Genomic DNA, 22,289 nt, shown 5'->3' with positions numbered 1-22,289 from the left:
TCTGGCGCCCGATCTGGCGCGCGGCTTATCGGGAGAGGATGCGCCGACCTATTCTCAAGATAAATAGATGAATTATAATGTATCTCATGAAAGAAATCGATCATTTGGCCCTCGACGGCCATTCGCTGTCGCTGTTCCTCGCCGTGCTGGAAGAAGGTTCGGTGACGGGGGCCGCGACCCGGCTTGGCCTCACACAATCCGCCGTCAGCCATGGCTTGAAGAAGCTGCGGCGCATCGCCGGCGATCCCCTGTTCGCCAAATCCGGCCGCGGCATCGTCGCCACCGCGCACGCCCAGGCGCTGGCTGCCAAGGCGCGCGCGCTGATCGACGAGATGCGGAGCTTTGCCGGCGGTGTCACCTTCGAGCCGAAAGCGGCGCACCTGTCGCTGACGATCGCCGCCAATGACTTCCAGCGCGATCTGTTGCTGCCGCGCTTTTTCGGCCATGTCGCGGCCCAGGTGAAGAGCCTGAACCTGCGCGTGATCCCCTCGCAATCCCCCTCGCCTGCCATGTTGCGCGAAAACCGCTGCGACCTCCTGATCAGCCCGCTGCCGCCGTCCGGCATCGACATCGTGCAGAAGCGCCTGCTGCGAGATCACTACGTCTGCTACTACGACCGAACTGTCCGTTCGGCGCCGGCAACGCGCAATGCCTATCTCGACGCGCGCCACGTCACCGTGGTCTATACCGACAACGAACGGCTCGACTTCGACCGCAGGCTAGCGGCAAACGGTTTCCACCGCGACATCGCGATATCTGTGCCGAGCTTCTCCGGCGTGCCGTCCTTCCTGCGCCGCTCGGACATGCTGGCAAGCATGCCGAGCCTGCTTGCGGACGGCCTGATGCGCGACTTCGCGCATGTGCACATTCCGCTCACCTCACGCGCAAGGACACTCGCCGAGCTGCCGATGTTCATGGTCTGGCACCAGCGCTACCAGAAGGACCCGGCTCATCGCTGGATCCGCGGCCAGCTCGAGGCGGTGGCGACGACCGCCGCGGGGGCATGAACACGGAGTGGCCTGGCCCCCGCCAAACCCACTGGTTGCGCCGCACCGGCCACGCTAGAATTCGGCCATGACCGTGACCGATATTGCGAGCCGAACCTATAACCACAGCTGGCGGCTGGACCCGATCGTCCGCAGCCTGCTCGATACCGATTTCTACAAGCTGTTGATGTTACAGATGATTCGGGAATTCTACCCGGATCAGAAGGTGACGTTTTCGGTCATCAACCGCTCGCGCCATGTGCGCCTTGCCGAGACCATCGACGAGGGCGAGCTGCGCGCACAGCTCGATCATGCCCGCACCATCCGCTTCACAAAGAAGGAGCTGATCTGGCTTGCCGGTAACACCTTCTACGGCAAGACCCACATGTTCTCGGCCGACTTCATCCGCTGGCTCGCCGAATTCCGCTTGCCCGAATACGAGCTGCGCAAGGTCGACGGCCAGTACGAGCTGCACTTCCACGGCCCATGGACCCACACAACGATGTGGGAGATCCCGGCGCTCGCGATCCTCAACGAGCTGCGCTCGCGCGCGGCGATCAAGGGCCGTGGCCGCTTCGAGCTCGACGTGCTCTACGCCCGCGCCAAGGCGAAGCTCTGGACCAAGGTCGAGCGGCTCCGCCAGCTCGAGAATCTTCGCCTGTCAGACTTCGGCACGCGCCGTCGCCACGGCTTCCTCTGGCAGCGCTGGTGCGTCGAGGCGGTGAAGGAAGGGCTCGGGCAATCCTTCATCGGCACCTCCAATGTCCTGCTCGCCATGGACAATGATCTCGAGGCGATCGGCACCAATGCGCACGAACTGCCGATGGTGGCGGCCGCGCTCGCCAAGGACGACGAGGAGCTGCGCTTTGCGCCCTATCGCATTCTCGACCAGTGGCGCCAGACCTATGGCGGCAACCTCCTGATCGCGCTGCCCGACGCTTTCGGCACCAAAGCCTTCCTGCGCGATGCGCCGGAATGGGTTGCCGACTGGACCGGCTTCCGCCCCGACAGCGCGCCGCCGATCCAGGCCGGCGAAGAGATCATCAAATGGTGGGAGAAGAAGGGCCGCAATCCCCGGGACAAGCTGCTCGTCTTTTCCGACGCGATGGATGTCGGATCGATCGAGGAAACATACCATCACTTCTCTGGCCGGGTGCGCCTCTCCTTCGGCTGGGGCACCAACCTCACCAATGATTTCGTCGGCTGCCCGCCCGACGGTTCGGTCAACCTCGATCCGATCTCGCTCGTCTGCAAGGTGACGTCGGTCGACGGACGTCCGGCCGTCAAACTGTCCGACAATCCGGAGAAGGCAACCGGAATGCCGTCCGAGATTGAACGTTACTTGCGCGTGTTCGGCGATGCCGGCCGCGTGCGCAAGGCCGTGCTGGTCTGACGCCTCGCGGAACTGCGGGAGCGTTCCATCGGATGAATTGCGCCTGGAGAATCCGCGGCGCGCGCCAGCATGTTACCGACAAGTTCCGGCCTCGCGGTATTTTCGTCGATCTCCTACCGCAGGTTTCACAGCGCATTTACCGTCATCTCTGTTCCCCTGACATTTTCAGGCCGAGTTAAGGTCCGAAGCGCCTACTCTGCGTTGCAAGCGGATCGCTCCGCTTGGGACGACGACGGATTGGGGAACGCAGAGTGTTGCGCAGAGCCGCCGCTTCGATGAGGGGACGCAGCTTCCTTCACGTGATCAGGCTGGTCTCGCCGTTCGTCGCGGTGGTGCTGCTGCAAGCGGCCGTTGCCGGCGTCAGCCTCGAGGTCATGTCGTCGGTTCGCGCCTATGTTGCAGGCGAAGCGATGTGGTCGCGCTCGCAGAAGAACGCGGTCTATTTCCTCAATCTCTATCTGCATTCGGGCGAGCCGGAACTGTTCCAGCAGTATCAGGCCTCGCTCGCCGTTCCCATCGGCGATGAATTTGGACGATGGGCGCTCGAACGCGACCCGGTCGACGTCGAGACCGCCCGCATTGGATTCCTCCAGGGCGGCAACCATCCGGACGACATCCCCGGAATGATCTGGCTGTTCCGCCACTTCAGCGGCGTCAGCTTCTTCAACGCGGCGATCCGGGAATGGACCGCTACCGATCCCATGCTGCTGGAGCTCAGCGTGTTCGGCGAGGCGATTCAGGCGGAGCTGAAAAATGGCGCACCGCCGGACGACGCCCGGCTGCAAGTGCTGTCGTCGCGCCTGTCGGAACTGAACCGGCAGTTCACCGCGCACGCCATCCGCTTCTCCACCGTGCTCGGCGAAGGCTCACGCACGATCAAACTGATCCTGACCTTCGTGAACATCACAACGGCCGCGATCCTGATCCTGCTCCTGGCCTGGCACACCCGCCGCCTGGTGTTGCAACGACAATCGTTCGAGGACGCGCTGCGTGCCGAGAAGGAGCGCCTGGCGTGGCAGGCCTCGCACGACTGGCTGACCGGACTTGCCAACCGGCGCGCCTTCGAAGCATGCCTGAAGCGCGAGCTGCGCAGGCTCGGCGCCGGCGACGCACCGCTGGCGCTGTTGCTGCTCGATCTCGACCAGTTCAAGGTCGTCAACGATACGTGCGGCCATCCCGCCGGCGACCGCCTGCTGCGCGATGTCGCAAACCTGCTGCAACGCCATGGCAAATCCTCCGACGTCGTCGCGCGTCTCGGTGGTGACGAGTTCGGACTGATCGTCCGCGGCTGCACCGCGTTCGCGGCGGCCGACCGCGCCGAGCAGCTCCGGGGTGCGATCGAGAAGTTCTCCTTCAACTGGGGGGAACGGACCTTTGCCGTGACCGCGAGCATCGGCCTTGCCTGCATCTCGGGCGCGCAGATTGCCGTCGAGGAAGCGCTGCGGCAGGCCGACGTCGCCTGCTACGGCGCGAAGGAGAAGGGACGAAACCGTATCCAGCTCTATCATTCACGCGACGTCGAGCTTTTGCAGCGCGTCGACGAGATGACCTGGGTGCACCGGATTCAGGAGGCGCTCGAGAACGACCGCTTCTGCCTCTACGCGCAAGAGATCGCGCCGCTGCAGGAGAAGAATCCCGCTGGCCGCCATGTCGAATTGCTGCTGCGCCTGAAAGATCCTTCGGGACGGATCATCCCACCGAGCGAGTTCATTCCCGCCGCGGAGCGCTACGGGCTGATGACGCTGATCGACCGCTGGGTGGTGCGCGATGCCTTCCGGCGTCTCGCGGAGAGCCTGCGCGAGCCGCAGGCCACGGTGATCGCGACCTGCTCCATCAATCTCTGCGGCCAGACCTTTGCCGACGAAGGTTTCGTCGAGTTCGTCCAGGAGCAGCTCCGCGCCAACCGCATTCCCGCCGACATCATCTGCTTCGAGATCACCGAGACCAAGGCGATCTCGAATCTGGACTGGGCAAGCCATTTCATCTCCGCGCTCAGGCGCACCGGCTGCCGCTTCGCGCTCGACGATTTCGGCAGCGGCATGTCGTCCTTCGGCTATCTGAAGAGGCTGCCGATCGACTATCTCAAGATCGACGGCGGCTTCGTCCGGGACGTTCTGACCGATCGGGTCGACCGCGCAATGGTCGAGATGATCGACCGCGTCGGCAAGATCATGGGCATCCGCACCATCGCCGAGTTCGTCGAGACTGCCGCCATCCTGGAGGCCGTGCGCAGCATCGGCATCGATTATGCGCAAGGTTACGCCATCGGGCCCCCGCGGCCGTTCGATGCGGCATTCTTCGAGATCGCCGCCGCCGAGCCGCGGCGGCGCGAGGTGGCGTGAGGCACCGCTCAATCGTTCGGCGAGCGAACCGGCACGATGCCGAGGCCGGCAAGCTGGGTGTCGACGAATTGCGCGACTTGCTGGCGCAAGTTCTGCGGCGGCACGGCGACCATGCGCTCTTCGAGACCGAGCGAGATGATCCCGTGCACCGCGGAGAACAGGATGCGCGATAACAGCGCGATCCGCTCCTGGTCCCAATCGGGCAAGAGGCGCACCAGCGGGGGATGCATCAGTGCGAAAGCCTGCATGACCATGATGAGGATGTCCTCGGGAAATGGGCGATCATCCTCCATTCGATGCTCGAACAGCGACCGCAGCAGGTTCGCGTGCTCGGTGGCGAATTCGAGATAGGCCGCCGCCAGTCCGTGGAGCTGGCTGATCGAGTCGTCCGCCGGGACCGCCCCAAGGCGCTCAGTCAGCGCCTGCACGGTCTCCCGGTTAACGGTCAGGATCAGCCCATCGAAGTCGCCGAACTCGTTATAGACGCTGCCGATCGAGCAGTCGGCAGCCTCCGCGACGTCACGAACTTTCAATGATATCAAACCCTTAGACGAAATTATCGCGCGGGCAATGGTCAGCATCAACCGCCGCCTGACGCCCTTCTTGCGGTCACGTAAAGATTTTTCTTGAGCATTGCTCACGTTTCTGGTATCCATTTTGAACATTGTTCAATTACCTTGGAGATCTGCAAAATGCAAACCCTCGCTGTTGATATCGCGACCACCTTCGTTGAAGACGCCGCGGCTCTCGTCCTCGGCCTCGGCCGGACCGTCCTCCGTGTGTTGATGGCCCCGATCGATCGCATCGCGAATGCCTGTGACATTGCGGGCGTGCTCGCCGAGCGCCGCGCGGCGTTCCGGATGTGGCGTGAAAGCCGGGAGCGCGCCCGGCGCGAAGGCCGCAGGCTGAGCCTGTTCCGCCATATCTCGCCGTTCCGCCACTTCTCCAATCTGACCTGAGGCCATGGGGCCGGACCGGGTGTCCGCTCGCTCGAATACAGGAGCCCGTGTCAACAAAACGATCACCATGTCCAGATATTCGAGCCTCTCACGCGAGCATCGGCGGTGCGGTTCAACCTTTCCTATGGGTCTTCGCGGTATCCCCGGGCTGCAACCTCAGGCTGATATTTTGAAACAGGACTAGTCATGATCAGGCAATTGATGACTTCACGCCGTTTCGCGCCGCTGTTCGGGGCGCAATTCTTCTCAGCGCTCAATGACAATGTGCTCAAGAATGCACTCGTCATCATCCTGCTGTACGGGGCTGCGAGCGGACACGGCGACGCGCTCGTGACGGTCGCCGGCGCAGTGTTCATCTTCCCTTATTTCATCCTGTCGGGCCTCGGCGGCGAACTCGCCGACCGGTACGTCAAGTCGGTGGTCGCGCGACGGCTCAAATTCGCCGAGATCTTTGCTGCATGCTTTGCCGCCGCGGGCTTCTTCCTGCATTCGGTCCCGCTGCTGTTCGCGGCGCTTGCGCTGTTCGGCGTCATCGCCGCGCTGTTCGGGCCGGTGAAGTACGCCATGCTTCCCGATCAACTCGAGATCGGCGAGCTCGCAACCGGCAACGCGCTGGTGGAAGGCGCGACCTTCATGGCGATCCTGCTCGGCACGGTCGCTGGCGGCCAGTTCGCGGCAGGCTCCTCGCATATGGGCCTCGTTGCTTCCGCCGTTGTCGTGCTCGCGCTGTTGTCCTGGGCGTTCGCCTCCCGCATTCCGGCCACCACGCCGTCCGCGCCCGAGCTTCCTATCACCGCCAATCCCTGGACCTCGACCTTCGGCCTGCTGAAAAATCTCTACGCGGAACGCAGGCTCTGGGACGGCACGGTGATCGTGTCCTGGTTCTGGCTTGTCGGCGCCATTGTGCTGTCGCTGTTGCCCGCACTGGTGAAGGATGTGGTCGGCGGCACCGAAGGCGTGGTGACGCTGTGCCTCGCCGTCTTCGCGATTGGCATTGCTGCGGGCTCTCTCTTTGCGGCAAGTCTGAGCCATGAGCGTCCGAACCTTGCGCTGGTGCCGATCGGCGCCATCATCATGGGAATCGTCGGTCTCGATCTCGCCTGGGCCATCGGCATCGCCGCGCAGGGCCACGACATCTCGCCCCTCACGTTCGCGAGCTCCGTTTCAGGTGCGCGCATGCTGTTCGACTTCGCACTGTTCGCCTTTGCCGGCGGACTGTTCGTCGTTCCCTCCTTCGCCGCCGTGCAGGCCTGGTCTGCGCCGTCCGAGCGCGCCCGCGTGATTGCCGCCGGCAACGTGCTCCAGGCCGCCTTCATGGTGGTCGGCTCGCTGTTCGTCGCGCTGCTCCAGTCGGCTGGCCTTCACATCGGCTGGATCTTCTTCGGCCTCGGCATCGCGAGCTTTGGCTCGGTGTGGTTCGTGCTGAAAAAATGGGGCAAGGAAGGCGTGCGCGATTTCGGCGCGCTGCTGTTCCGTGCGCTTTTCCGCACCGAGGTTCGGGGGCTCGAGAATCTGCCGCCGGCCGGCACGCGCATGCTGATCGCGCCGAACCATGTCAGCCTGATCGACGGCCCGCTATTGCATGCGATCCTGCCGATCGACGCCTGCTTCGCCGTCGACACCGGAATCTCGAAGGCGTGGTGGGCAAAGCCCTTCCTCAAGATGATCCGGCACTACACCATGGATCCGACCAAGCCGCTGGCAGCGCGCGATCTCGTCAAGCTGGTCGCCGCCGGAGAACCGGTCGTGATCTTTCCGGAAGGCCGTATCACGGTCTCCGGCTCGCTCATGAAGGTCTATGACGGCACCGCGATGATCGCCGACAAGGCCGACGCGGTCGTCGTGCCCGTTCGCATCGAGGGGGCGCAGCGCTCGAGCCTCAGCTATCTCAAGAATGGCGAGATCAAGCGCTCGTGGTTTCCCAAGGTGACCGTCTCGATCCTGCCGCCGGTGAAGTTGCAGGTCGATCCGGCGCTGAAGGGCAAGATCCGCCGCAACGCCGCGGGCGCCGCACTCCAGGACGTCATGATCGATGCCATCGTCAAGACGGCGATGCTCGACCAGACCCTGTTCGAGGGCCTGGCGCACGCGCATCGCGATCGCGACACCGGCAAGCCGGTGATCGAGGACGCGCTGGGCACCAAGCTGACCTATCGCAAGCTGATCCTCGGTGCGCAGGTGTTGAGCCGCAAGCTCGAAGCCGGCACCGCTGTCGGCGAGAATGTTGGCGTGCTGCTGCCGAATTCGGCAGGCGTGGCGGTCGTCTTCATGGCGCTGCAGACTATCGGACGCGTGCCGGCGATGCTGAATTTCTCGGCCGGTTCCGTCAACGTGCTCGCGGCAATGAAGGCAGCGCAAGTCCGCACCGTGCTGACCTCAAGGGCCTTCATCGAGAAGGGCAAGCTCGACAAGCTGATGGCTGCGATCTCGGCTGAGGCCCGCGTCGTCTATCTCGAGGATGTCCGCGCCTCGATCGGTGCGATCGACAAGGTCAAGGGTCTTCTTGCTGGTACTGCGCCGCGCGTCGCCCGCGAGGCGAACGATCCGGCCGTCGTACTGTTCACGTCGGGCTCGGAGGGCACGCCCAAGGGCGTGGTGCTGTCCCATCGCAACATCCTCGCGAATGCCGCGCAGGCGCTGGCGCGGGTCGATGCCAATGCCAACGACAAGGTGTTCAACGTGCTGCCGGTGTTCCATTCCTTCGGATTGACCGGCGGAATGATGATGCCGCTGCTCGCGGGAATTCCGATCTACATGTATCCCTCGCCGCTGCACTACAGGATCGTGCCGGAGTTGATCTACCAGACCGGCGCCACCATCCTGTTCGGCACCGATACATTCCTCACCGGCTATGCGCGCTCGGCGCATGCCTACGACTTCCGCACGCTGCGCCTGGTGCTGGCTGGCGCCGAAGCGGTGAAGGACCGCACGCGCCAGGTCTTCATGGAGCGCTACGGCATCCGCATCCTCGAGGGCTATGGCGTGACAGAAACGGCACCGGTGCTGGCCATGAACACGCCGATGGCGAACCGCCCGGGAACGGTCGGACGCCTGTCGCCGCTGATGGAATACCGCCTCGACCCGGTCCCCGGCATCGAGGAAGGTGGCCGCCTCTCGGTGCGCGGACCGAACGTCATGCTCGGCTATCTCCGGGCGGAGAAGCCAGGCGTGCTCGAGCCGCTGGCCGACGGCTGGCATGATACTGGCGATATCGTAGCAATCGACGCCGCCGGCTTCATCGCCATCAAGGGACGCGCCAAACGTTTTGCCAAGATCGCAGGCGAAATGGTCTCGCTTTCGGCCGTCGAGGCGATGGCAACTGCAGTGTGGCCGCAGGCCATCTCGGTTGCCGTGTCGATCCCCGACCAGCGCAAGGGCGAGCGCATCGTTCTGCTCACGACGGAGAAACACGCCGAACGCAGCGCGCTACAGCTCCAGGCCAAGGCGACCGGCGCGTCAGAACTCGCGGTTCCCGGCACAATCCATGTCGTCGACAAGGTGCCGCTGCTCGGCACCGGCAAGACCGACTATGTCGCGGCGACCGCGGTGGCCCGCGAGCTTGCGGCCGGGGCGGAACGCGAGGTGGCGTGACGAAGCCTGAAACAGGCGCCGCGCGGGCTTCCTGCGCGACGGCCGCTTAAAGCTGAGCTGACGGCTCACCCCCCGGTGCGCCGTTCCTGCGCGTAGCGCATCAGGGCCGCGAAGCGGTAGATGCCGTGCACGAACTTGCCATAGGGCATGGTGATGAACAGCGCGAACACTGCGCCGAGATGCAGCGCCAGCAGCGGCCCCATCGCGGCGGTCTCACGCAGGACCAGCAGCGCGAGGCCAGTGATGCCGGTCAGGCACAACATGGCAATGAAGCCGACATCCATGCCGTAGCGGTCTTCATCCAGCAGTGCAGTATCGCGGTCTCTCTTGGCAACAAGGAGCCCGATCGGTCCGACGACGATACCGATACCGCCGAGCGTGCCCAGCACGACCGGCAAATCCCACCACGGATATGGCGCCTCGCGTCCCAGCAGATAATGATAGAGCGTGCCGACGCATGTCGCGGCGAAGCACAAGAGGAAGCCGTAGAATGTGAGGTGATGGTAGAGCTTGCGTCGGTCGGTCGGCCGGTCGTCCTCATTGTAGCAGCCGACCCCGCCGCCATGGAGATAGCGGAGCTCGCCGGCATCGCGGATCGCCTGAAAGATCGAGCCACCATCCGCGCGGCCGCCGATCGGCGCGCCGATGTCGCGCCAGAACGCGCGAACGCTCATCACCAGCGCCAGGATCGCGTAAAGGAACGCGGCACCGAACAGTGCCGCCATCGCGTTGTGCGGCATCAGCCTGTAGAAGGCACCGGGGCCAGTGTGGATGCCGAACAGCACGTCACGGTCGTGCGCGGCAGCAAAGCCGAGGATGAACACAGCCATGCTGATCGCAGCCATGACGCTGATGACGAGACCGTTGCGCGCGAACACGCCGGACAACGCCCGCGGCCAGGCATAGGCCGCATAGGACTCCGCGCGGGCGACGGCGAGCGTCTTCGGGACGTTGACATTGAACTCGTGCGGCGGCGAAAACTGACAATCGACGTAGCAGGCACCGCAGGCATGGCAGAGATTGGCGAGGTAGTTGAGGTCGCCGTCGGAGAACGCGCGGCGCATCTCCATCGCGGGAAACACCGCGCACAGGCCCTCGCAGTAGCGGCAGGAATTGCAGACCGTCATCAGACGGTCGGCTTCGTCAAGAATCCTAGTTCCGTGCATGTTTCGCCGCTTCCCGTCCTGCGATCCGCCCGAATACGCTGCCGATGGTCATGCCGATGCCCGCCGCATAGCCCTTGCCCAGCACATTGCCGGCCATGATCTCGCCGGCCGCGAACATGTTGGCCGATGGCTTGCCGTCCTTCATCAACATGCGTGCCTCCTTGGTGACACGCGTGCCGAGATAGGTGAAGGTGATGCCGGGGCGCACCGGATAGGCGAGATAGGGCGGCGTCTCGATCCGCCGCGCCCAATGCGTCTTCGGCGGCGCGATGCCCTCGGTGCGGCAGTCGTCGAGGATGGTGTGGTCGAAAGTGCCGGGCCGCACCGCAGCGTTGAAGTCGGTGACGGTCTTTTCCAGTGCGAGCGGATCGAGATCGAGCTTGCCGGCGAGCTCGGCAACCGTCTGCCCCGCAATCGGCGGAAACAGCGTCGGCATGAAACTCGTGACGACGGTCGAGTCGAAGATGATGTAGGCGATCTGGTCCGGCTGTGCCGCGACCAGCCGGCCCCAGATCGCGTAACGCTTCGGCCAGATGTCCTCACCCTCATCGTGGAAGCGCTGCGCGTGCTTGTTGACGACGATGCCGAACACGACGGAGTCGTGCCGTGTGATGATGCCGCCGTCGAATTTCGGCGCCCGCGCATCGATCGCGACCGCGTGGCACTGGGTGGGATCGCCGACCTCCTGCACGCCCTTGGCAAGCAGCATCTTCAGGATGGAGCCGCGGTTATAGGGCGTGCCGCGGATCAGAAAATTGTCGGCGGCATCGCCCCAGTATTCCTTCAGCCATTCGATATTGGCCTCGAAGCCGCCTGCAGCGGCGACCAGCGACGTCGCGCGGATCTCGGCTAGCCCATCGATCGGCCGCTTCAGACTCGCGGCCAGAAACATGCCGTCCTCGATCACGAGATCGATGACCTCGGCATCATAGTGGATCTCGACGCCGAGCTGCTCGGCGGTCAGATACAGGGCATTCAGCATCGCCCGGCCGCCGCCGAGGAAGAAGGAATTGGTGCGGCCGAGGCTGAGGGTGCCGCCGAGCGAGGGTTGCCAGCGCACGCCCTGCTCCACGATCCAGTTCAGGATGTTCTTGGACTCCCGGATCATGTGACGCGCCAGCTCCTCGTCGGTCTGCCCGCCCGTCACCAGCAGCAGGTCCTTCCAGAACTCTTCTTCAGTGTAGGGGCCTGTCAGGATCTCGGTCGCCGCGTCATGGGCGCAGCGCATGTTGCGGGTGTGGCGGGTGTTGCCGCCGCGATAGAATTTCGGCGCGCCTTCGAGCACGATGACCGAGGCGCCGCCGCGCCGCGCGGCGATCGCCGCGCAGAGCGCCGCATTGCCGCCGCCGATCACCAGCACATCGTATTTTTTGCTCATGCCGCCTGCCAGGTGGGACGCCAAGTTAGAGACATTCTGCCCGCCGGCTGCCGTGGTCAACTGGCAGTCATTGCGTACTTTTGTATACAAAGATATACATTGGTTGCGCAAGCCGCATCTCTTCATGGACGGGAGCGCGTTGTATTTCGAGGGGACATGGCCAGACGCGCGGCAAAGGCAGGCGGATCGATCAATCGCGGCTCCGGCGTGGCGCTTGGCGAGGCCGTGTTCCGCTCGCTGTGCGAGGCACTCCAGGCCGGCAGCTACCGCGCTGGCGATCGCTTGCGGGAGGAGGAGGTCGCGCAGCGGCTCAACGTCAGCCGCACGCCGGTGCGCGAAGCACTGGGGCGGCTCGCCGCGCGCGGCTTCGTGCAGCCGGCCGCGGGCCGCGGGCTGATCGTCCGCGATCTCGACATTTCCGAGGTGCTCGAGCTTTACGCCATGCGCGAGATCCTGGAGGGTGCGGCCGCCCGGCTTGCCGCCGCGCACGCCTCGCGCCCCGAGATCGACGCAATGACGGATATCGAGCAGGCCTTTACCGAACACTCCGGCGACGCTGCCGAAATGGCCAGGCTCAACCGCGCCTTCCACGAGGCGGTGTGCCGCGCCGCGCGCAACCGCTATCTCGACAACGCGTCGAAGGAGTTACAGGACTGGATCGCGCTTCTCGGCCCGACCACGTTCTCGGTCACCGGCCGGCCCTCGACCAGCCACAGGGAGCATCAGGCGATCGTCAATGCCATCGCCGCCCGCGATGGCGACAAGGCCGAAAAACTGGCGCGCGCGCATATTCGCGAAGCGCTGCGGTGCCGACTGAAGCTCTTGCAGAAACAATAGCGGAACGTCATCGAACGATAGATCACGAAACCTTGTGGGAATGAGATCGCGGCCACCGCGATCTCAGGGATGTACGGCAGGCTATCGGAGCCTGCTGGAACTGTTGCAAGGAGAACTCCCATGACTGCCCGCAAGATGTACGCCGCTGTCCTGGCACTGGCAGCGCTCGTGGTCGGCACAGTTGCATTTGCCGCTCCAGTTGCGGTAACGGCTCGAACAATCGATGGCGCGCGCGTTGAGCCGACGCGGCCAGCCGAACATGCCTATCGGACCCGCGAGATGCCTGCATCGCACATCCGCGCGCCGCAACCTTCCGACCATCCCGACGGGACATTCCCGTTCATATGGCTCGGATGATCGGGCAGGTACCGGTTTGGTCTCGCGCTGATCAGGCGAGCACATCCGCGGCCGTCGCCTTCAATACGTCACGCACGTCGCGCGGGCTGAGCCGCACCTGCAAGCCGCGCTGTCCGCCATTGACGTAGACGAGGTCGTGCGCGAGCGCGCCCTCGTCGATGATGGTCTTCACCGCGCGCCGCTGCCCGAACGGGCTGATGCCGCCGACCTTGAAACCGGTGACGCGCTCGGCCTCGAGCGGCTTCATCATCTGCGCCGACTTTCCGCCGGCGGCGGCCGCGAGCTTCTTCATCGAGACTTCCCGGTCGGAAGCAACGACGACGCAAACCGGCCTGCCATCGACGAGCGCCATCAGCGTCTTCAACACCCGCGCCGGATCTTCGCCTAGCGCGGCAGCGGCCTGAAGCCCGATGCTCTCGGCGTCGGGATCATAGTCATAGGCGTGGACGGTGAAGGATACGGAGGCGGCACTAAGCGCGCGTGTGGCGGGGGTGACTTTGGACATGCGCGCATGATCTAGCACCGTCATTGCGAGAAGCGAAGCGACGTGAACCGTAAGGGCACACGCCCTCCACACTCGCGCTGTCATCGCGCGACTTGACCGGGCGATCCAGTACGCCGCGGCAGTCGTTGTGAATCTCGAAGCCTCTGGAATACTGGATGCCCCGCTTTCACGGGGCATGACAGCGGTCGGTATGGCGAGCATCGCCCGCGATGAGAGGAGTATACCCCTACTCCGCCGCGTCGCGCATCGCGACGCGCTCCGCCCTTGCGGCACAGAACTTGAACTCGGGGATCTTGCCGAAGGGATCGAGCGCCGGGTTGGTGAGAAGGTTGGCGGCAGCTTCCGCGTAGCAGAACGGCATGAACACCATATTCTCCGGCACGTCGCGGTCTGAGCGGACCTTGACCTCGACCGCGCCACGGCGGGTTTCCAGGCGAATGAAGTCGCCGGGCGCGAGCTTCTTCTTGCGCATGTCCTTCGGCGACATGAAGGCCACCGCCTCCGGCTCGATCTGGTCGAGCACCTGCGCGCGGCGCGTCATCGAGCCGGTGTGCCAATGCTCGAGCACGCGGCCGGTCGATAGCACCATCGGATATTCGTCGTCCGGCAACTCGTCCGGCGGAATCACCTTGGCCGGCACGATCTTGCCGCGACCGCTCGCGGTCGGAAAGCCCGTGGTGAAAATGATCTCGTTGCCGGGCTTGTCGGGAGCGTCTGCCGGATAGGTCACGGCACCTTCGCGCACCAGCCGCTCCCAGCTGATGTTCTTCAGCGACGGCATCAGCTCCGCCATCTCGGTATAGACTTCACCGGGACCGGAATAATTCCACGGCAAGCCCATCCGCTTGCCGATCTCCTGGATGATCCAGAGATCTTGCCGCGCATCGCCCGGCGGCTTGATCACCTGGCGCGCGAGTTGAACGCGCCGATCCGTGTTCGTGAAAGAGCCGTCCTTTTCGGCAAACGCCGAGGCCGGCAGGATGACGTCGGCGTGGAACGCGGTCTCCGTGACGAAGAGATCCTGCACCACGAGATGATCCAACATCGCCAGCGCCTGGCGCGCATGCTGGAGATCGGGATCGGACATCGCGGGGTTCTCGCCCTCGACATACATGCCCGTGATCTCGCCGGCGTGGATCGCGTTCATGATCTCGACGACGGTCAGGCCGCGCACGGGATCGAGCTCCTGCCCCCACAGCTTCTCGAAATTGCCGCGCATGTCGTCACGGCCGACCGGCTGGTAGTCGGGCAGGAACATCGGGATCAGACCGGCATCGGATGCACCCTGAACGTTGTTCTGGCCGCGCAGTGGATGCAGGCCGGTGCCGGGACGGCCGACCTGGCCGGTGATCAGCGCGAGCGCGATCAGGCAGCGTGCATTGTCGGTGCCGTGGACATGCTGGCTGATGCCCATGCCCCAGAAGATGATCGAGGATTTTGCACGCGCATAGGTTCGGGCAACCTCGCGCAGCGTCCGCGCCGGAACGCCGCAGATCGGCGCCATCTTCTCCGGCGTGAATTCCTTGATCTTCTCCTTGAGGTCCTCAAAGCCCTCGGTGTAACCCGCAATATACTGGTCGTCGGTCAGGCCTTCGGTGATGATCGTATTGATCATCGCATTCAGCATCGCGACGTCGGAGCCGGGCTTGAACTGCAAATGCTCCGTGGCGTGACGCGACAGCGTTTGCCGACGGGGATCCATGACGAAGAGCTTTGCGCCCTTCTTGGCCGCATTCTTGATGTAGGTCGCCGCGACCGGGTGGTTCACAGTCGGGTTGGCGCCAATCACCCAGATGACTTCCGCATCCATCGCGGCAGAGAACGGCGCCGACACTGCGCCCGAGCTCAGGCCTTCGAACAGCGCCGCCACCGACGAGGCGTGGCACAGCCGCGTACAATGGTCGACATTGTTCGAGCCGAAGCCGGTGCGCACCAGCTTCTGGAATAGATAGGCCTCTTCGTTCGAGCCTTTCGCCGAGCCGAAGCCCGCGAGCGCCTTGACGCCCTTCTCGTCGCGTATCTTGACCAGGCCCTTGGCCGCGATGTCGAGCGCTTCCTCCCACGAGGCTTCGCGGAAATGGGTGAAGGGGTTGGCGGGATCGACCTGGTCGTTGGCGTCCTTCTTCGCGTTCGGCAGCCGAACCAACGGCTTCGTCAGCCGATGCGGATGATGGATGTAGTCGAAGCCGAAGCGGCCCTTGACGCAAAGGCGGTTGTGATTGGCCGGGCCGTCGCGACCCTCGGCATAGATCACCTTCTCGTCCTTGACCTCGTAGGTCACCTGGCAGCCGACACCGCAGAACGGGCAGAGCGAATCGACCTTCCTGTCGGCATAGGTGACGCGAGTCTGGTTCTCGTCGAGCATCACGGCGGGCATCAGAGCGCCGGTTGGGCAGGCCTGCACACATTCGCCGCAGGCCACGCAGGTGGACTCGCCCATGGGATCGTCGAAGTCGAACACGATCTTGGCGCCGGCATTGCGGTAGGCCATGCCGATGACGTCATTGACCTGGACCTCGCGGCAGGCGCGCACACACAAGCCGCACTGGATGCAGGCGTCGAGATTGACGCGCATCGCCGGATGGCTGGCGTCGGTCTCCCAGCGCTCGGCAGCCGGAAAGCGGCTCTCGGTGACGCCGGTGGTCTCGGCCCAGTGCCAGAATTTCGAGTCCGGATCGTGCGAGGTCTCCCGTGCCGGCTGGTCGGCAACGAGCAGCTCCATCACCATCTTCTGCGCTGCGACCGCGCGGGCGCTCTCGGTCTTCACCTTCATGCCGACCGACGGCGTGCGTTTGCAGGACGCAGCAAGCACGCGCTCGCCCTCGATTTCGACCATGCAGGCGCGGCAATTACCGTCGGGCCGGTAGTCGGGCGCCGGTGAATAGCAGAGATGCGGGATATCGCGGCCCTGGCGTTTTGCGACTTGCCAGATGGTCTCGCCGTGTTTGGCCTCGACCTGCTTGCCATCGAGCTCGAACGTAATCTTGGTCATTCGGCCGCTTCCTTGAACTCGTCAGGGAAATATTTGATCACGGTTGTGAGGGGATTCGATGCCGCCTGTCCGAGCCCGCAGATCGAGGCATCGCGCATCGCCTGGCTCAATTCGTCCAGCAGGGCGCGGTTCCAGACCGGCCGCTGCATCAAGAGCGCTGCCTTCTGGGTTCCGACACGGCACGGCGTGCACTGGCCGCAGCTCTCGTCCTCGAAGAACTTCATCAGGTTCAGCGCCGCGGACCTGACGCTGTCCTGTTGCGACAGGATCACGATCGCGGCTGATCCGATGAAGCAGCCGTATTTTTCCAGCGTGCCGAAATCGAGCGGGATGTCGTCCATCGACGCCGGCAGGATGCCGCCGGACGCGCCACCCGGAAGATAAGCGTAAAAGGTATGGCCGTCGGCCATGCCGCCGCAATATTCGTCGATCAATTCGCGCACGGTAATCCCGGCGGGCGCGAGCTTCATGCCGGGATTCCTGACACGGCCCGAGACCGAGAAGCTGCGCAGGCCATGGCGCTCATGACGGCCGTGGCTCTTCCACCAGTCGGCGCCCTTCTCGACGATGTCGCGCACCCACCACAACGTCTCGATATTGTTGATCAGCGTTGGCAGGCCGAACAGGCCGACCTGGAACGGATAAGGCGGCTTGTGCCGCGGCAGGCCGCGCTTGCCCTCGATGCTTTCGAGCAGCGAGGACTCTTCACCGCAGATGTAGGCACCCGCCCCGCGCCGCATGTGCAGCGTCGGGCCGCCCGCGGGCAGTCTTGCGATCTCGCGCTCCAAAATCTCGCGCGCGGCAGGATATTCGTCGCGCAGATAGATGTAGACATCTGAGGCCTGCACAACATGCGCGCCGATCAGCATGCCCTCGATGAAGCGATGCGGATCGCTCTCGAGATAATAGCGATCCTTGAACGTGCCGGGCTCGCCCTCGTCGCCATTGATCGCCATCAGCCGCGGACCGGGCTCCCCTAGCACCGCGCGCCATTTGCGCCCCGTCGGAAAGCCCGCGCCGCCAAGGCCGCGCAGCGACGCATCGTCGAGCGCCTTCAGCAGATCTTCCTTCGAAAGCTCCCCCGAGCGCAGGCGATTGAGAAGCTTGTAGCCGTCAGCTGCGACATAGGCATCGTACTCGATATATTTCGGCAGATGCGCGTGGGTGTCGCCGGCCTTCGCGGCGGCCAGCACGTTGCCGACGGTGGCGTGGTCGACGAAGTTGTGGCCGACCTCGGCTGCAGGCGCGGTGTCGCAGCGGCCGACACAGGGCGCGCGCACGACGCGGATGCCGGGGCCGCTCGCGCCCTGGAGGTCCTCGAGCAGCTTCTCGCCGCCCATCATTGCGCAGGTCAGGGAATCGCAGACACGGATGGTGAGCGGCGCGATGTCGGGCTCACCCTCCTTCACGACGTCGAAATGCGCATAAAAGGTCGCGGTCTCGAACACCTCGGCAAAGGCGAGCTTCATCTCGTCGGCCAGCGCTGCGAGATGCGCGGCCGAGATCTGGTGATACTTGTCCTGGACCAGGTGGAGATATTCGATGAGCAGGTCACGCCGCCGTGGCCTGTCGCCAAGCAATTGCTCGATCTCATGGGCGGCGGTCGGGTCGACCTGCCGCCCCTTGGGCGTGGCCTTGGCTCGCTTCCGTCCCTCGCCCGGATGTTCGAACGAGCGGACCTGGTGCACGTCGTGGCTCATCGCTGCGCTTGGTCCCTGATTTTAGAACGCCTCCAAATTAACCCATTGGCATACCAGATGCCAAGCAAATTGTTGATCCCGATTAGTCAGCCCTTACAAGCATTTAAGGGGCATGTAGCCCAAGCTCCATGCCCCTCTTTAGTTGCATCCGGCGGCCTCTTGGCCTCAGGTCTTGCTCATGCAGTCCTGAATGTAGAACCATCGGTCATCGCCGATAAGGCCCTTGGCCTTGACCTCGGCCCGACAGGCCTTGAGCTTGGGCTTGTTGGCCGCCCAGGTGGCCTTCATCTGCTTCAGCTTCTGCATGGTGAGCTTGATCCTGCCCGGTGGCTTGGCTTCGGTGGTCGCGGCAGGTGCCGACGTTGCGGGCGCCGTCGCGGTCTGTGCCGACGCGGCATGAAGGCCGACAGCCAGAAGCACGGCGGCAAGGCAGATACGGGTGCGAAGCATGAAATCCCCCTTAAGTCCTATCATGATCGTTCAGAAAGGCGAGCGCCGCGGAACACCGTGACGGCATCCCGCGGCGGTGTCGGTTGCGATCAGAAGATTTTGACCGCGCTGAGCAGCGTCATCCACACGCCATAGGCGAGGGGAACGCCGACGAACAGCCAGAACAGCGCGGCCTTGCCGTCGAGACCACCAGTACCGATCCCGAACGAACCGGTCTGCCCCGCGTTGGCACCGGCCGTTGCAGCCTGGAGCTTCGCCACTTCCGCTTCGCTCATGTACCACTTCGAATCCACCGGCTTGACCAGGTAGTTGCAGATCAGGCCCGCGACCAGCATCGCGCACAGGATATACATGGTCGAGTTATAGAGCTGGTCGCGCGGCACGCCGGCGGCGAGCTGGAACTCGCGCAGGTAGTTCACGACCACCGGACCAATGATGCCTGCGGTCGACCAGGCCGTCAGCAGACGGCCATGGATCGCGCCGACGAACTGGGTGCCGAACATGTCGGCGAGATAGGCCGGCACGGTCGCGAAGCCGCCGCCATACATCGACAGGATGATGCCGAAGCCGAGCACGAAGAGCAGCTTGTTGCCGGTCGCAGCAAACGTCGGCGCCAGCGCGTACAGCACAATGCCGAGGATGAAGAACGTGTAGTAGGTGTTCTTGCGGCCGATATAGTCCGACAGCGAGGCCCAGAAGAAGCGGCCGCCGATGTTGAACAGCGACAACAGGCCGGCAAAGCCGGCGGCGATCGCCGCGATCTGCGCCTTCTGCGCCGGATTGAGCGCGTTGAAGCCGACGTCCGGCAGACCGATCAGCTTGCCGGCGAAGATTTCCTGGAGCATCGGCGAAGCCATGCCGATCACGCCGATGCCGGCCGAGACGTTCAAGCACAGCACCCACCAGATCAGCCAGAACTGCGGCGTCTTGTGCGCGTTGTCGAGATGGACGTGATGCTCGGAGATCATCGTCTTCTTCTCGCTCGGCGGCGTCCAGCCTTCCGGCTTCCAGCCCGTCGGCGGCAGGCGATAGCGGAACGCGCCGATCATCATGAAGACGAAATAGATCGCGCCCATGGTGAGGAAGGTTTCCCAGACGCCGACCGAGGTCGGCGACTTGAACTGATCCATCAGCCAGTTCGCCAGCGGCGCGCCGATCATGGCGCCGCCACCAAAGCCCATGATCGCCATCCCGGTCGCCATGCCGCGGCGGTCGGGGAACCATTTCACCAGCGTCGAGACCGGCGAGATGTAGCCGAGGCCGAGACCGACGCCGCCGATCACGCCCGAGCCGAGCCACATGATCCAGAGTTGATGGACATAGATGCCGATCGCGCCGAGCACGAGGCCGCCGCACCAGCACAGTGCTGCAACGAAGCCGGCCTTGCGCGGCCCGACTCGCTCGAGCCAGCCGCCCCACAGCGCAGCCGAGACGCCGAGCACGACGAAGAACAGCGTGTACATCCACCCCAGGCTTGCGACCTTCCAGTCGCAAGTGGTGGTGAAGAGCTCCTGCCACAATGAAATGTCTGGGCACGCCTTGGGCGCGGTCAACCCGATCGCGCGCGACAGCGGCAGCCAGAACACCGAGAAGCCGTAGGCCATGCCGATGCACAGATGGATGCAAAGTGCTGCCGGCGGCACCAGCCAGCGATTGAAGCCGGCCGTTGCGATCGTGCGCTCGCGATCGAGAAATCCCGCGCCAGCGCCTGACAGTCTTCCAGCGCTTTCAACTGTAGCCATACAAATCCTCCCCTGCAGGCCGCCCTTCTGAGCAAACCTGCTGCTACGATCCTTGTCCTCAGCCCGTTGCGGCGCAGCCGTCCCTGCTGCTCCGCACAATGTTTCGACGCGCGCCAGGATCACGACGCACATTCGAGAAGTCTAACCCCTCGAGTCGGGGTCTATGCCCAACACCACGCGGCGTGGCTTCGCATCAACCAGCTTGTTCCGCGTATCGCGGGCGCGAGTCAACCTCCGCGTCCCCACAGATGAAACCAATTGGGACAGAAGCGCCGATCGATGTCGATAGACAAATGGTCGGTATCAGCGAGGTGACGGCGCTAAGAACGCGGCGCACCATTGATGGTTTCTATTGGCGCATTTGCCTTCTCTATCAAGAAGACGATCCGCGCATCGTTGCGCTCGGTGATTTCGACTTTGTCACCGGTCTCCCGGACCAGATTCGGAATGTCGATCACCGAAAGGGGGTCCGTGCAGTAAACTTCGAGTTGGTCCCCTGCCCGCAACGGTTTCAGCGCCTTGCGGGTCTTCAAGGCCGGCAACGGGCATTTCAGCCCGGTAAGATCGAGTGTCGTTCTGGTCATGATGGCAACATGGCGGGGCGAGCCGAAGGCGTCAACGCGGGTCAGACCATGTTCGCATAGGACAGAAATCCAATGCTCTGGCCCGGCTGAACCCGCGTCACCGCCTCGCCGAGTTCGACCAGCCCGTCCGTCTCGACCAGTGAGGACAGAAGCCCTGCCCCTTCGCGCGGAAACTTGATGGCCTCGAGCACGCCGTCCTCGGCCTTGCGCAAGGAGACCCGGACATATTCGCGCCGGCCCTCCTTCTTCTTGTAAGTGAAGGCCGCCCGCACGGGAATCGGAAGCAGCGGCTCCGGCAGGCCGCCTGCGAGCGCCAGCACCGTCGGTCGCACCACATGGACGAAGGTGACGAAGCTCGCGACGGGATTGCCGGGCAAGCCGATCAGAGGCGTGCCGCCGATGATGCCCATGGCGACCGGTCGGCCCGGCTTGATCGCCATCCGCCACAACACCAGCGTGCCTATGCTCTCGACCGCGGCCTTGACGTGATCCTCCTCGCCGGTCGACACGCCACCGGTGGTGAGGATCAGGTCATGCCGGCCTGCAACCCCCTTCAGCCCGCCCGCGAGCGAGGCTTGCTGGTCGCGCAAGATGCCGAGATCAGAGACCTCGCAGCCGAGCCGGCGTAGCATCGCCATCAGCATGAAGCGGTTGGAGTCGAAGAGTTGCGAAGGCGTGCGCGACTCGCCGGGCGAGGCCAATTCGTCACCGGTCGAGAACACCGCGACACGAATGCGCCTGATGACGTCGAGCGCGGTCAAGCCGAAGGCGGCGGCCAGCGCGACGTGTTGCGGCCGCAAGCGCTGACCGGCGCGCAAAGCGACGTGACCTTGCGGAATGTCCTCGCCGGCGGGCCTGACGTTTGCGCCCGGCTTCAGCCCAGGCGGCAGCACGACGTCTCCGCTGTCTTCGATACGCACATCCTCCTGCATGAAGACGGTCTCGGCCCCGTGCGGCATCGGCGCCCCGGTGAAGATGCGTACAGTATGGCCGGGCTTGATCGGATGATCGGCGGCACTGCCGGCCGAGATACGACCGTCGAGCGGAAACGCTGTTTCCTTCACTTGCGGCAGGTCCGCATTGCGCACCGCATAGCCGTCGACTGCGGAATTGGTGAACGGCGGCAGCGGCAGTGGCGCCGCGATGTCATGCGCGAGCATGCGCCCGTCTGCATCGACCAGCGTCACGGTCTCGATGTCGGCGATCGCGTTGACGCGGGCCGCGATCAGGCTGACGGCATCGTCGACCGACATCATCGGTCCACCGAATGCAAAGCAATCGTCGGACAGTTGCGCCATGATACTCCT

17 protein-coding genes and 1 pseudogene are annotated in these 22,289 nt (G+C 64.1%); 8 read left to right on the top strand and 10 right to left on the bottom strand.

Features of this window, described 5'->3' with window-relative positions:
* Window positions 1-77: 77 nt before the first annotated feature.
* From Q3C01_RS26225 to Q3C01_RS26210, 4 genes and pseudogenes are all read left to right on the top strand, one after another.
* Entirely contained in the window at window positions 78-1,007 is a 930-nt protein-coding gene (locus Q3C01_RS26225) for a LysR family transcriptional regulator (RefSeq protein ID WP_458148185.1), read from the top strand.
* A 67-nt stretch (window positions 1,008-1,074) separates the two neighbouring features.
* Entirely contained in the window at window positions 1,075-2,379 is a 1,305-nt protein-coding gene (pncB, locus tag Q3C01_RS26220) for a nicotinate phosphoribosyltransferase (RefSeq protein ID WP_458148184.1), read from the top strand.
* Window positions 2,380-2,630: 251 nt separating this feature from the next.
* Window positions 2,631-3,893: pseudogene (locus Q3C01_RS26215) on the top strand (GGDEF domain-containing protein); the annotation flags it as partial.
* A gap of 30 nt (window positions 3,894-3,923) precedes the next feature.
* Entirely contained in the window at window positions 3,924-4,721 is a 798-nt protein-coding gene (locus Q3C01_RS26210; RefSeq protein WP_458148210.1) for an EAL domain-containing protein, read from the top strand.
* Between the two features lie 8 nt (window positions 4,722-4,729).
* Here Q3C01_RS26210 and Q3C01_RS26205 read toward each other — a convergent pair whose 3' ends face one another.
* A complete protein-coding gene (locus Q3C01_RS26205) occupies window positions 4,730-5,254 on the bottom strand; it encodes a TetR/AcrR family transcriptional regulator (protein ID WP_458148183.1) in 525 nt (174 codons plus the stop codon).
* Between the two features lie 93 nt (window positions 5,255-5,347).
* Here Q3C01_RS26205 and Q3C01_RS26200 point away from each other — a divergent pair, with 93 nt between their 5' ends.
* Both Q3C01_RS26200 and Q3C01_RS26195 read left to right on the top strand, forming a co-directional pair.
* Window positions 5,348-5,680 (top strand): hypothetical protein, encoded by a 333-nt coding sequence (locus Q3C01_RS26200; RefSeq protein ID WP_458148182.1) that lies wholly within the window; start codon window positions 5,348-5,350, stop codon window positions 5,678-5,680.
* Window positions 5,681-5,866: 186 nt separating this feature from the next.
* Window positions 5,867-9,271: an acyl-[ACP]--phospholipid O-acyltransferase gene (locus Q3C01_RS26195; RefSeq protein ID WP_458148181.1), complete on the top strand. Its 3,405-nt coding sequence runs from the start codon at window positions 5,867-5,869 to the stop codon at window positions 9,269-9,271.
* Window positions 9,272-9,336: 65 nt separating this feature from the next.
* On the opposite strand, the gene tcuB is transcribed toward Q3C01_RS26195, so the two are convergent.
* Window positions 9,337-10,437 (bottom strand): tricarballylate utilization 4Fe-4S protein TcuB, encoded by a 1,101-nt coding sequence (tcuB, locus tag Q3C01_RS26190; RefSeq protein WP_458148180.1) that lies wholly within the window; start codon window positions 10,435-10,437, stop codon window positions 9,337-9,339.
* The gene (tcuA, locus tag Q3C01_RS26185) at window positions 10,424-11,815 is read right to left on the bottom strand and encodes an FAD-dependent tricarballylate dehydrogenase TcuA (RefSeq protein WP_458148179.1); all 1,392 of its coding nucleotides are present in this window, start codon (window positions 11,813-11,815) and stop codon (window positions 10,424-10,426) included. The genes tcuB and tcuA overlap by 14 nt, the downstream gene beginning before the upstream one ends.
* 156 nt (window positions 11,816-11,971) lie before the next feature.
* Between tcuA and Q3C01_RS26180 the strand changes: the two genes are divergently transcribed.
* A complete protein-coding gene (locus Q3C01_RS26180; protein ID WP_458148178.1) occupies window positions 11,972-12,652 on the top strand; it encodes a GntR family transcriptional regulator in 681 nt (226 codons plus the stop codon).
* Window positions 12,653-12,772: 120 nt separating this feature from the next.
* Window positions 12,773-13,009, top strand: a complete 237-nt coding sequence (locus Q3C01_RS26175) for a hypothetical protein (protein WP_458148177.1) — start codon at window positions 12,773-12,775, stop codon at window positions 13,007-13,009.
* Between the two features lie 31 nt (window positions 13,010-13,040).
* On the opposite strand, the gene ybaK is transcribed toward Q3C01_RS26175, so the two are convergent.
* The 7 genes from ybaK to Q3C01_RS26140 all read right to left on the bottom strand — a co-directional run bounded on the left by ybaK (window position 13,041) and on the right by Q3C01_RS26140 (window position 22,280).
* Window positions 13,041-13,514 (bottom strand): Cys-tRNA(Pro) deacylase, encoded by a 474-nt coding sequence (ybaK, locus tag Q3C01_RS26170; protein WP_458148176.1) that lies wholly within the window; start codon window positions 13,512-13,514, stop codon window positions 13,041-13,043.
* Window positions 13,515-13,740: 226 nt separating this feature from the next.
* Window positions 13,741-16,506 (bottom strand): formate dehydrogenase subunit alpha, encoded by a 2,766-nt coding sequence (gene fdhF / locus Q3C01_RS26165; protein WP_458148175.1) that lies wholly within the window; start codon window positions 16,504-16,506, stop codon window positions 13,741-13,743.
* On the bottom strand, window positions 16,503-18,206 hold the full coding sequence (locus Q3C01_RS26160) for an NADH-ubiquinone oxidoreductase-F iron-sulfur binding region domain-containing protein (RefSeq protein WP_458148174.1): 1,704 nt from the start codon (window positions 18,204-18,206) through the stop codon (window positions 16,503-16,505). Before Q3C01_RS26160 ends, fdhF begins: the two co-directional genes overlap by 4 nt.
* A gap of 165 nt (window positions 18,207-18,371) precedes the next feature.
* Window positions 18,372-18,656: a hypothetical protein gene (locus Q3C01_RS26155; protein ID WP_458148173.1), complete on the bottom strand. Its 285-nt coding sequence runs from the start codon at window positions 18,654-18,656 to the stop codon at window positions 18,372-18,374.
* An 89-nt stretch (window positions 18,657-18,745) separates the two neighbouring features.
* On the bottom strand, window positions 18,746-20,398 hold the full coding sequence (locus Q3C01_RS26150; protein WP_458148172.1) for an OFA family MFS transporter: 1,653 nt from the start codon (window positions 20,396-20,398) through the stop codon (window positions 18,746-18,748).
* A 320-nt stretch (window positions 20,399-20,718) separates the two neighbouring features.
* Window positions 20,719-20,982 (bottom strand): sulfurtransferase TusA family protein, encoded by a 264-nt coding sequence (locus Q3C01_RS26145; RefSeq protein ID WP_458148171.1) that lies wholly within the window; start codon window positions 20,980-20,982, stop codon window positions 20,719-20,721.
* Window positions 20,983-21,023: 41 nt separating this feature from the next.
* Entirely contained in the window at window positions 21,024-22,280 is a 1,257-nt protein-coding gene (locus Q3C01_RS26140; RefSeq protein ID WP_458148170.1) for a molybdopterin molybdotransferase MoeA, read from the bottom strand.
* Between the last annotated feature and the right edge of the window lie 9 nt (window positions 22,281-22,289).

The sequence above is a fragment of the Bradyrhizobium sp. UFLA05-109 genome, assembly GCF_054185165.1.
This window is presented reverse-complemented; position numbering and strand designations above follow the sequence as displayed.

What these genes read in the sequence shown, in the direction of transcription:
- Q3C01_RS26225 (WP_458148185.1), top strand. Translation starts at nt 78, where the DNA reads ATGTATCTCATGAAAGAAATCGATCATTTGGCCCTCGACGGCCATTCG.
- pncB (WP_458148184.1), top strand. Translation starts at nt 1,075, where the DNA reads ATGACCGTGACCGATATTGCGAGCCGAACCTATAACCACAGCTGGCGG.
- Q3C01_RS26210 (WP_458148210.1), top strand. Translation starts at nt 3,924, where the DNA reads ATGACCTGGGTGCACCGGATTCAGGAGGCGCTCGAGAACGACCGCTTC.
- Q3C01_RS26195 (WP_458148181.1), top strand. Translation starts at nt 5,867, where the DNA reads ATGATCAGGCAATTGATGACTTCACGCCGTTTCGCGCCGCTGTTCGGG.
- tcuB (WP_458148180.1), bottom strand. Translation starts at nt 10,437, where the DNA reads ATGCACGGAACTAGGATTCTTGACGAAGCCGACCGTCTGATGACGGTC.
- tcuA (WP_458148179.1), bottom strand. Translation starts at nt 11,815, where the DNA reads ATGAGCAAAAAATACGATGTGCTGGTGATCGGCGGCGGCAATGCGGCG.
- Q3C01_RS26180 (WP_458148178.1), top strand. Translation starts at nt 11,972, where the DNA reads ATGGCCAGACGCGCGGCAAAGGCAGGCGGATCGATCAATCGCGGCTCC.
- Q3C01_RS26175 (WP_458148177.1), top strand. Translation starts at nt 12,773, where the DNA reads ATGACTGCCCGCAAGATGTACGCCGCTGTCCTGGCACTGGCAGCGCTC.
- ybaK (WP_458148176.1), bottom strand. Translation starts at nt 13,514, where the DNA reads ATGTCCAAAGTCACCCCCGCCACACGCGCGCTTAGTGCCGCCTCCGTA.
- fdhF (WP_458148175.1), bottom strand. Translation starts at nt 16,506, where the DNA reads ATGACCAAGATTACGTTCGAGCTCGATGGCAAGCAGGTCGAGGCCAAA.
- Q3C01_RS26160 (WP_458148174.1), bottom strand. Translation starts at nt 18,206, where the DNA reads ATGAGCCACGACGTGCACCAGGTCCGCTCGTTCGAACATCCGGGCGAG.
- Q3C01_RS26155 (WP_458148173.1), bottom strand. Translation starts at nt 18,656, where the DNA reads ATGCTTCGCACCCGTATCTGCCTTGCCGCCGTGCTTCTGGCTGTCGGC.
- Q3C01_RS26150 (WP_458148172.1), bottom strand. Translation starts at nt 20,398, where the DNA reads ATGGCTACAGTTGAAAGCGCTGGAAGACTGTCAGGCGCTGGCGCGGGA.
- Q3C01_RS26145 (WP_458148171.1), bottom strand. Translation starts at nt 20,982, where the DNA reads ATGACCAGAACGACACTCGATCTTACCGGGCTGAAATGCCCGTTGCCG.
- Q3C01_RS26140 (WP_458148170.1), bottom strand. Translation starts at nt 22,280, where the DNA reads ATGGCGCAACTGTCCGACGATTGCTTTGCATTCGGTGGACCGATGATG.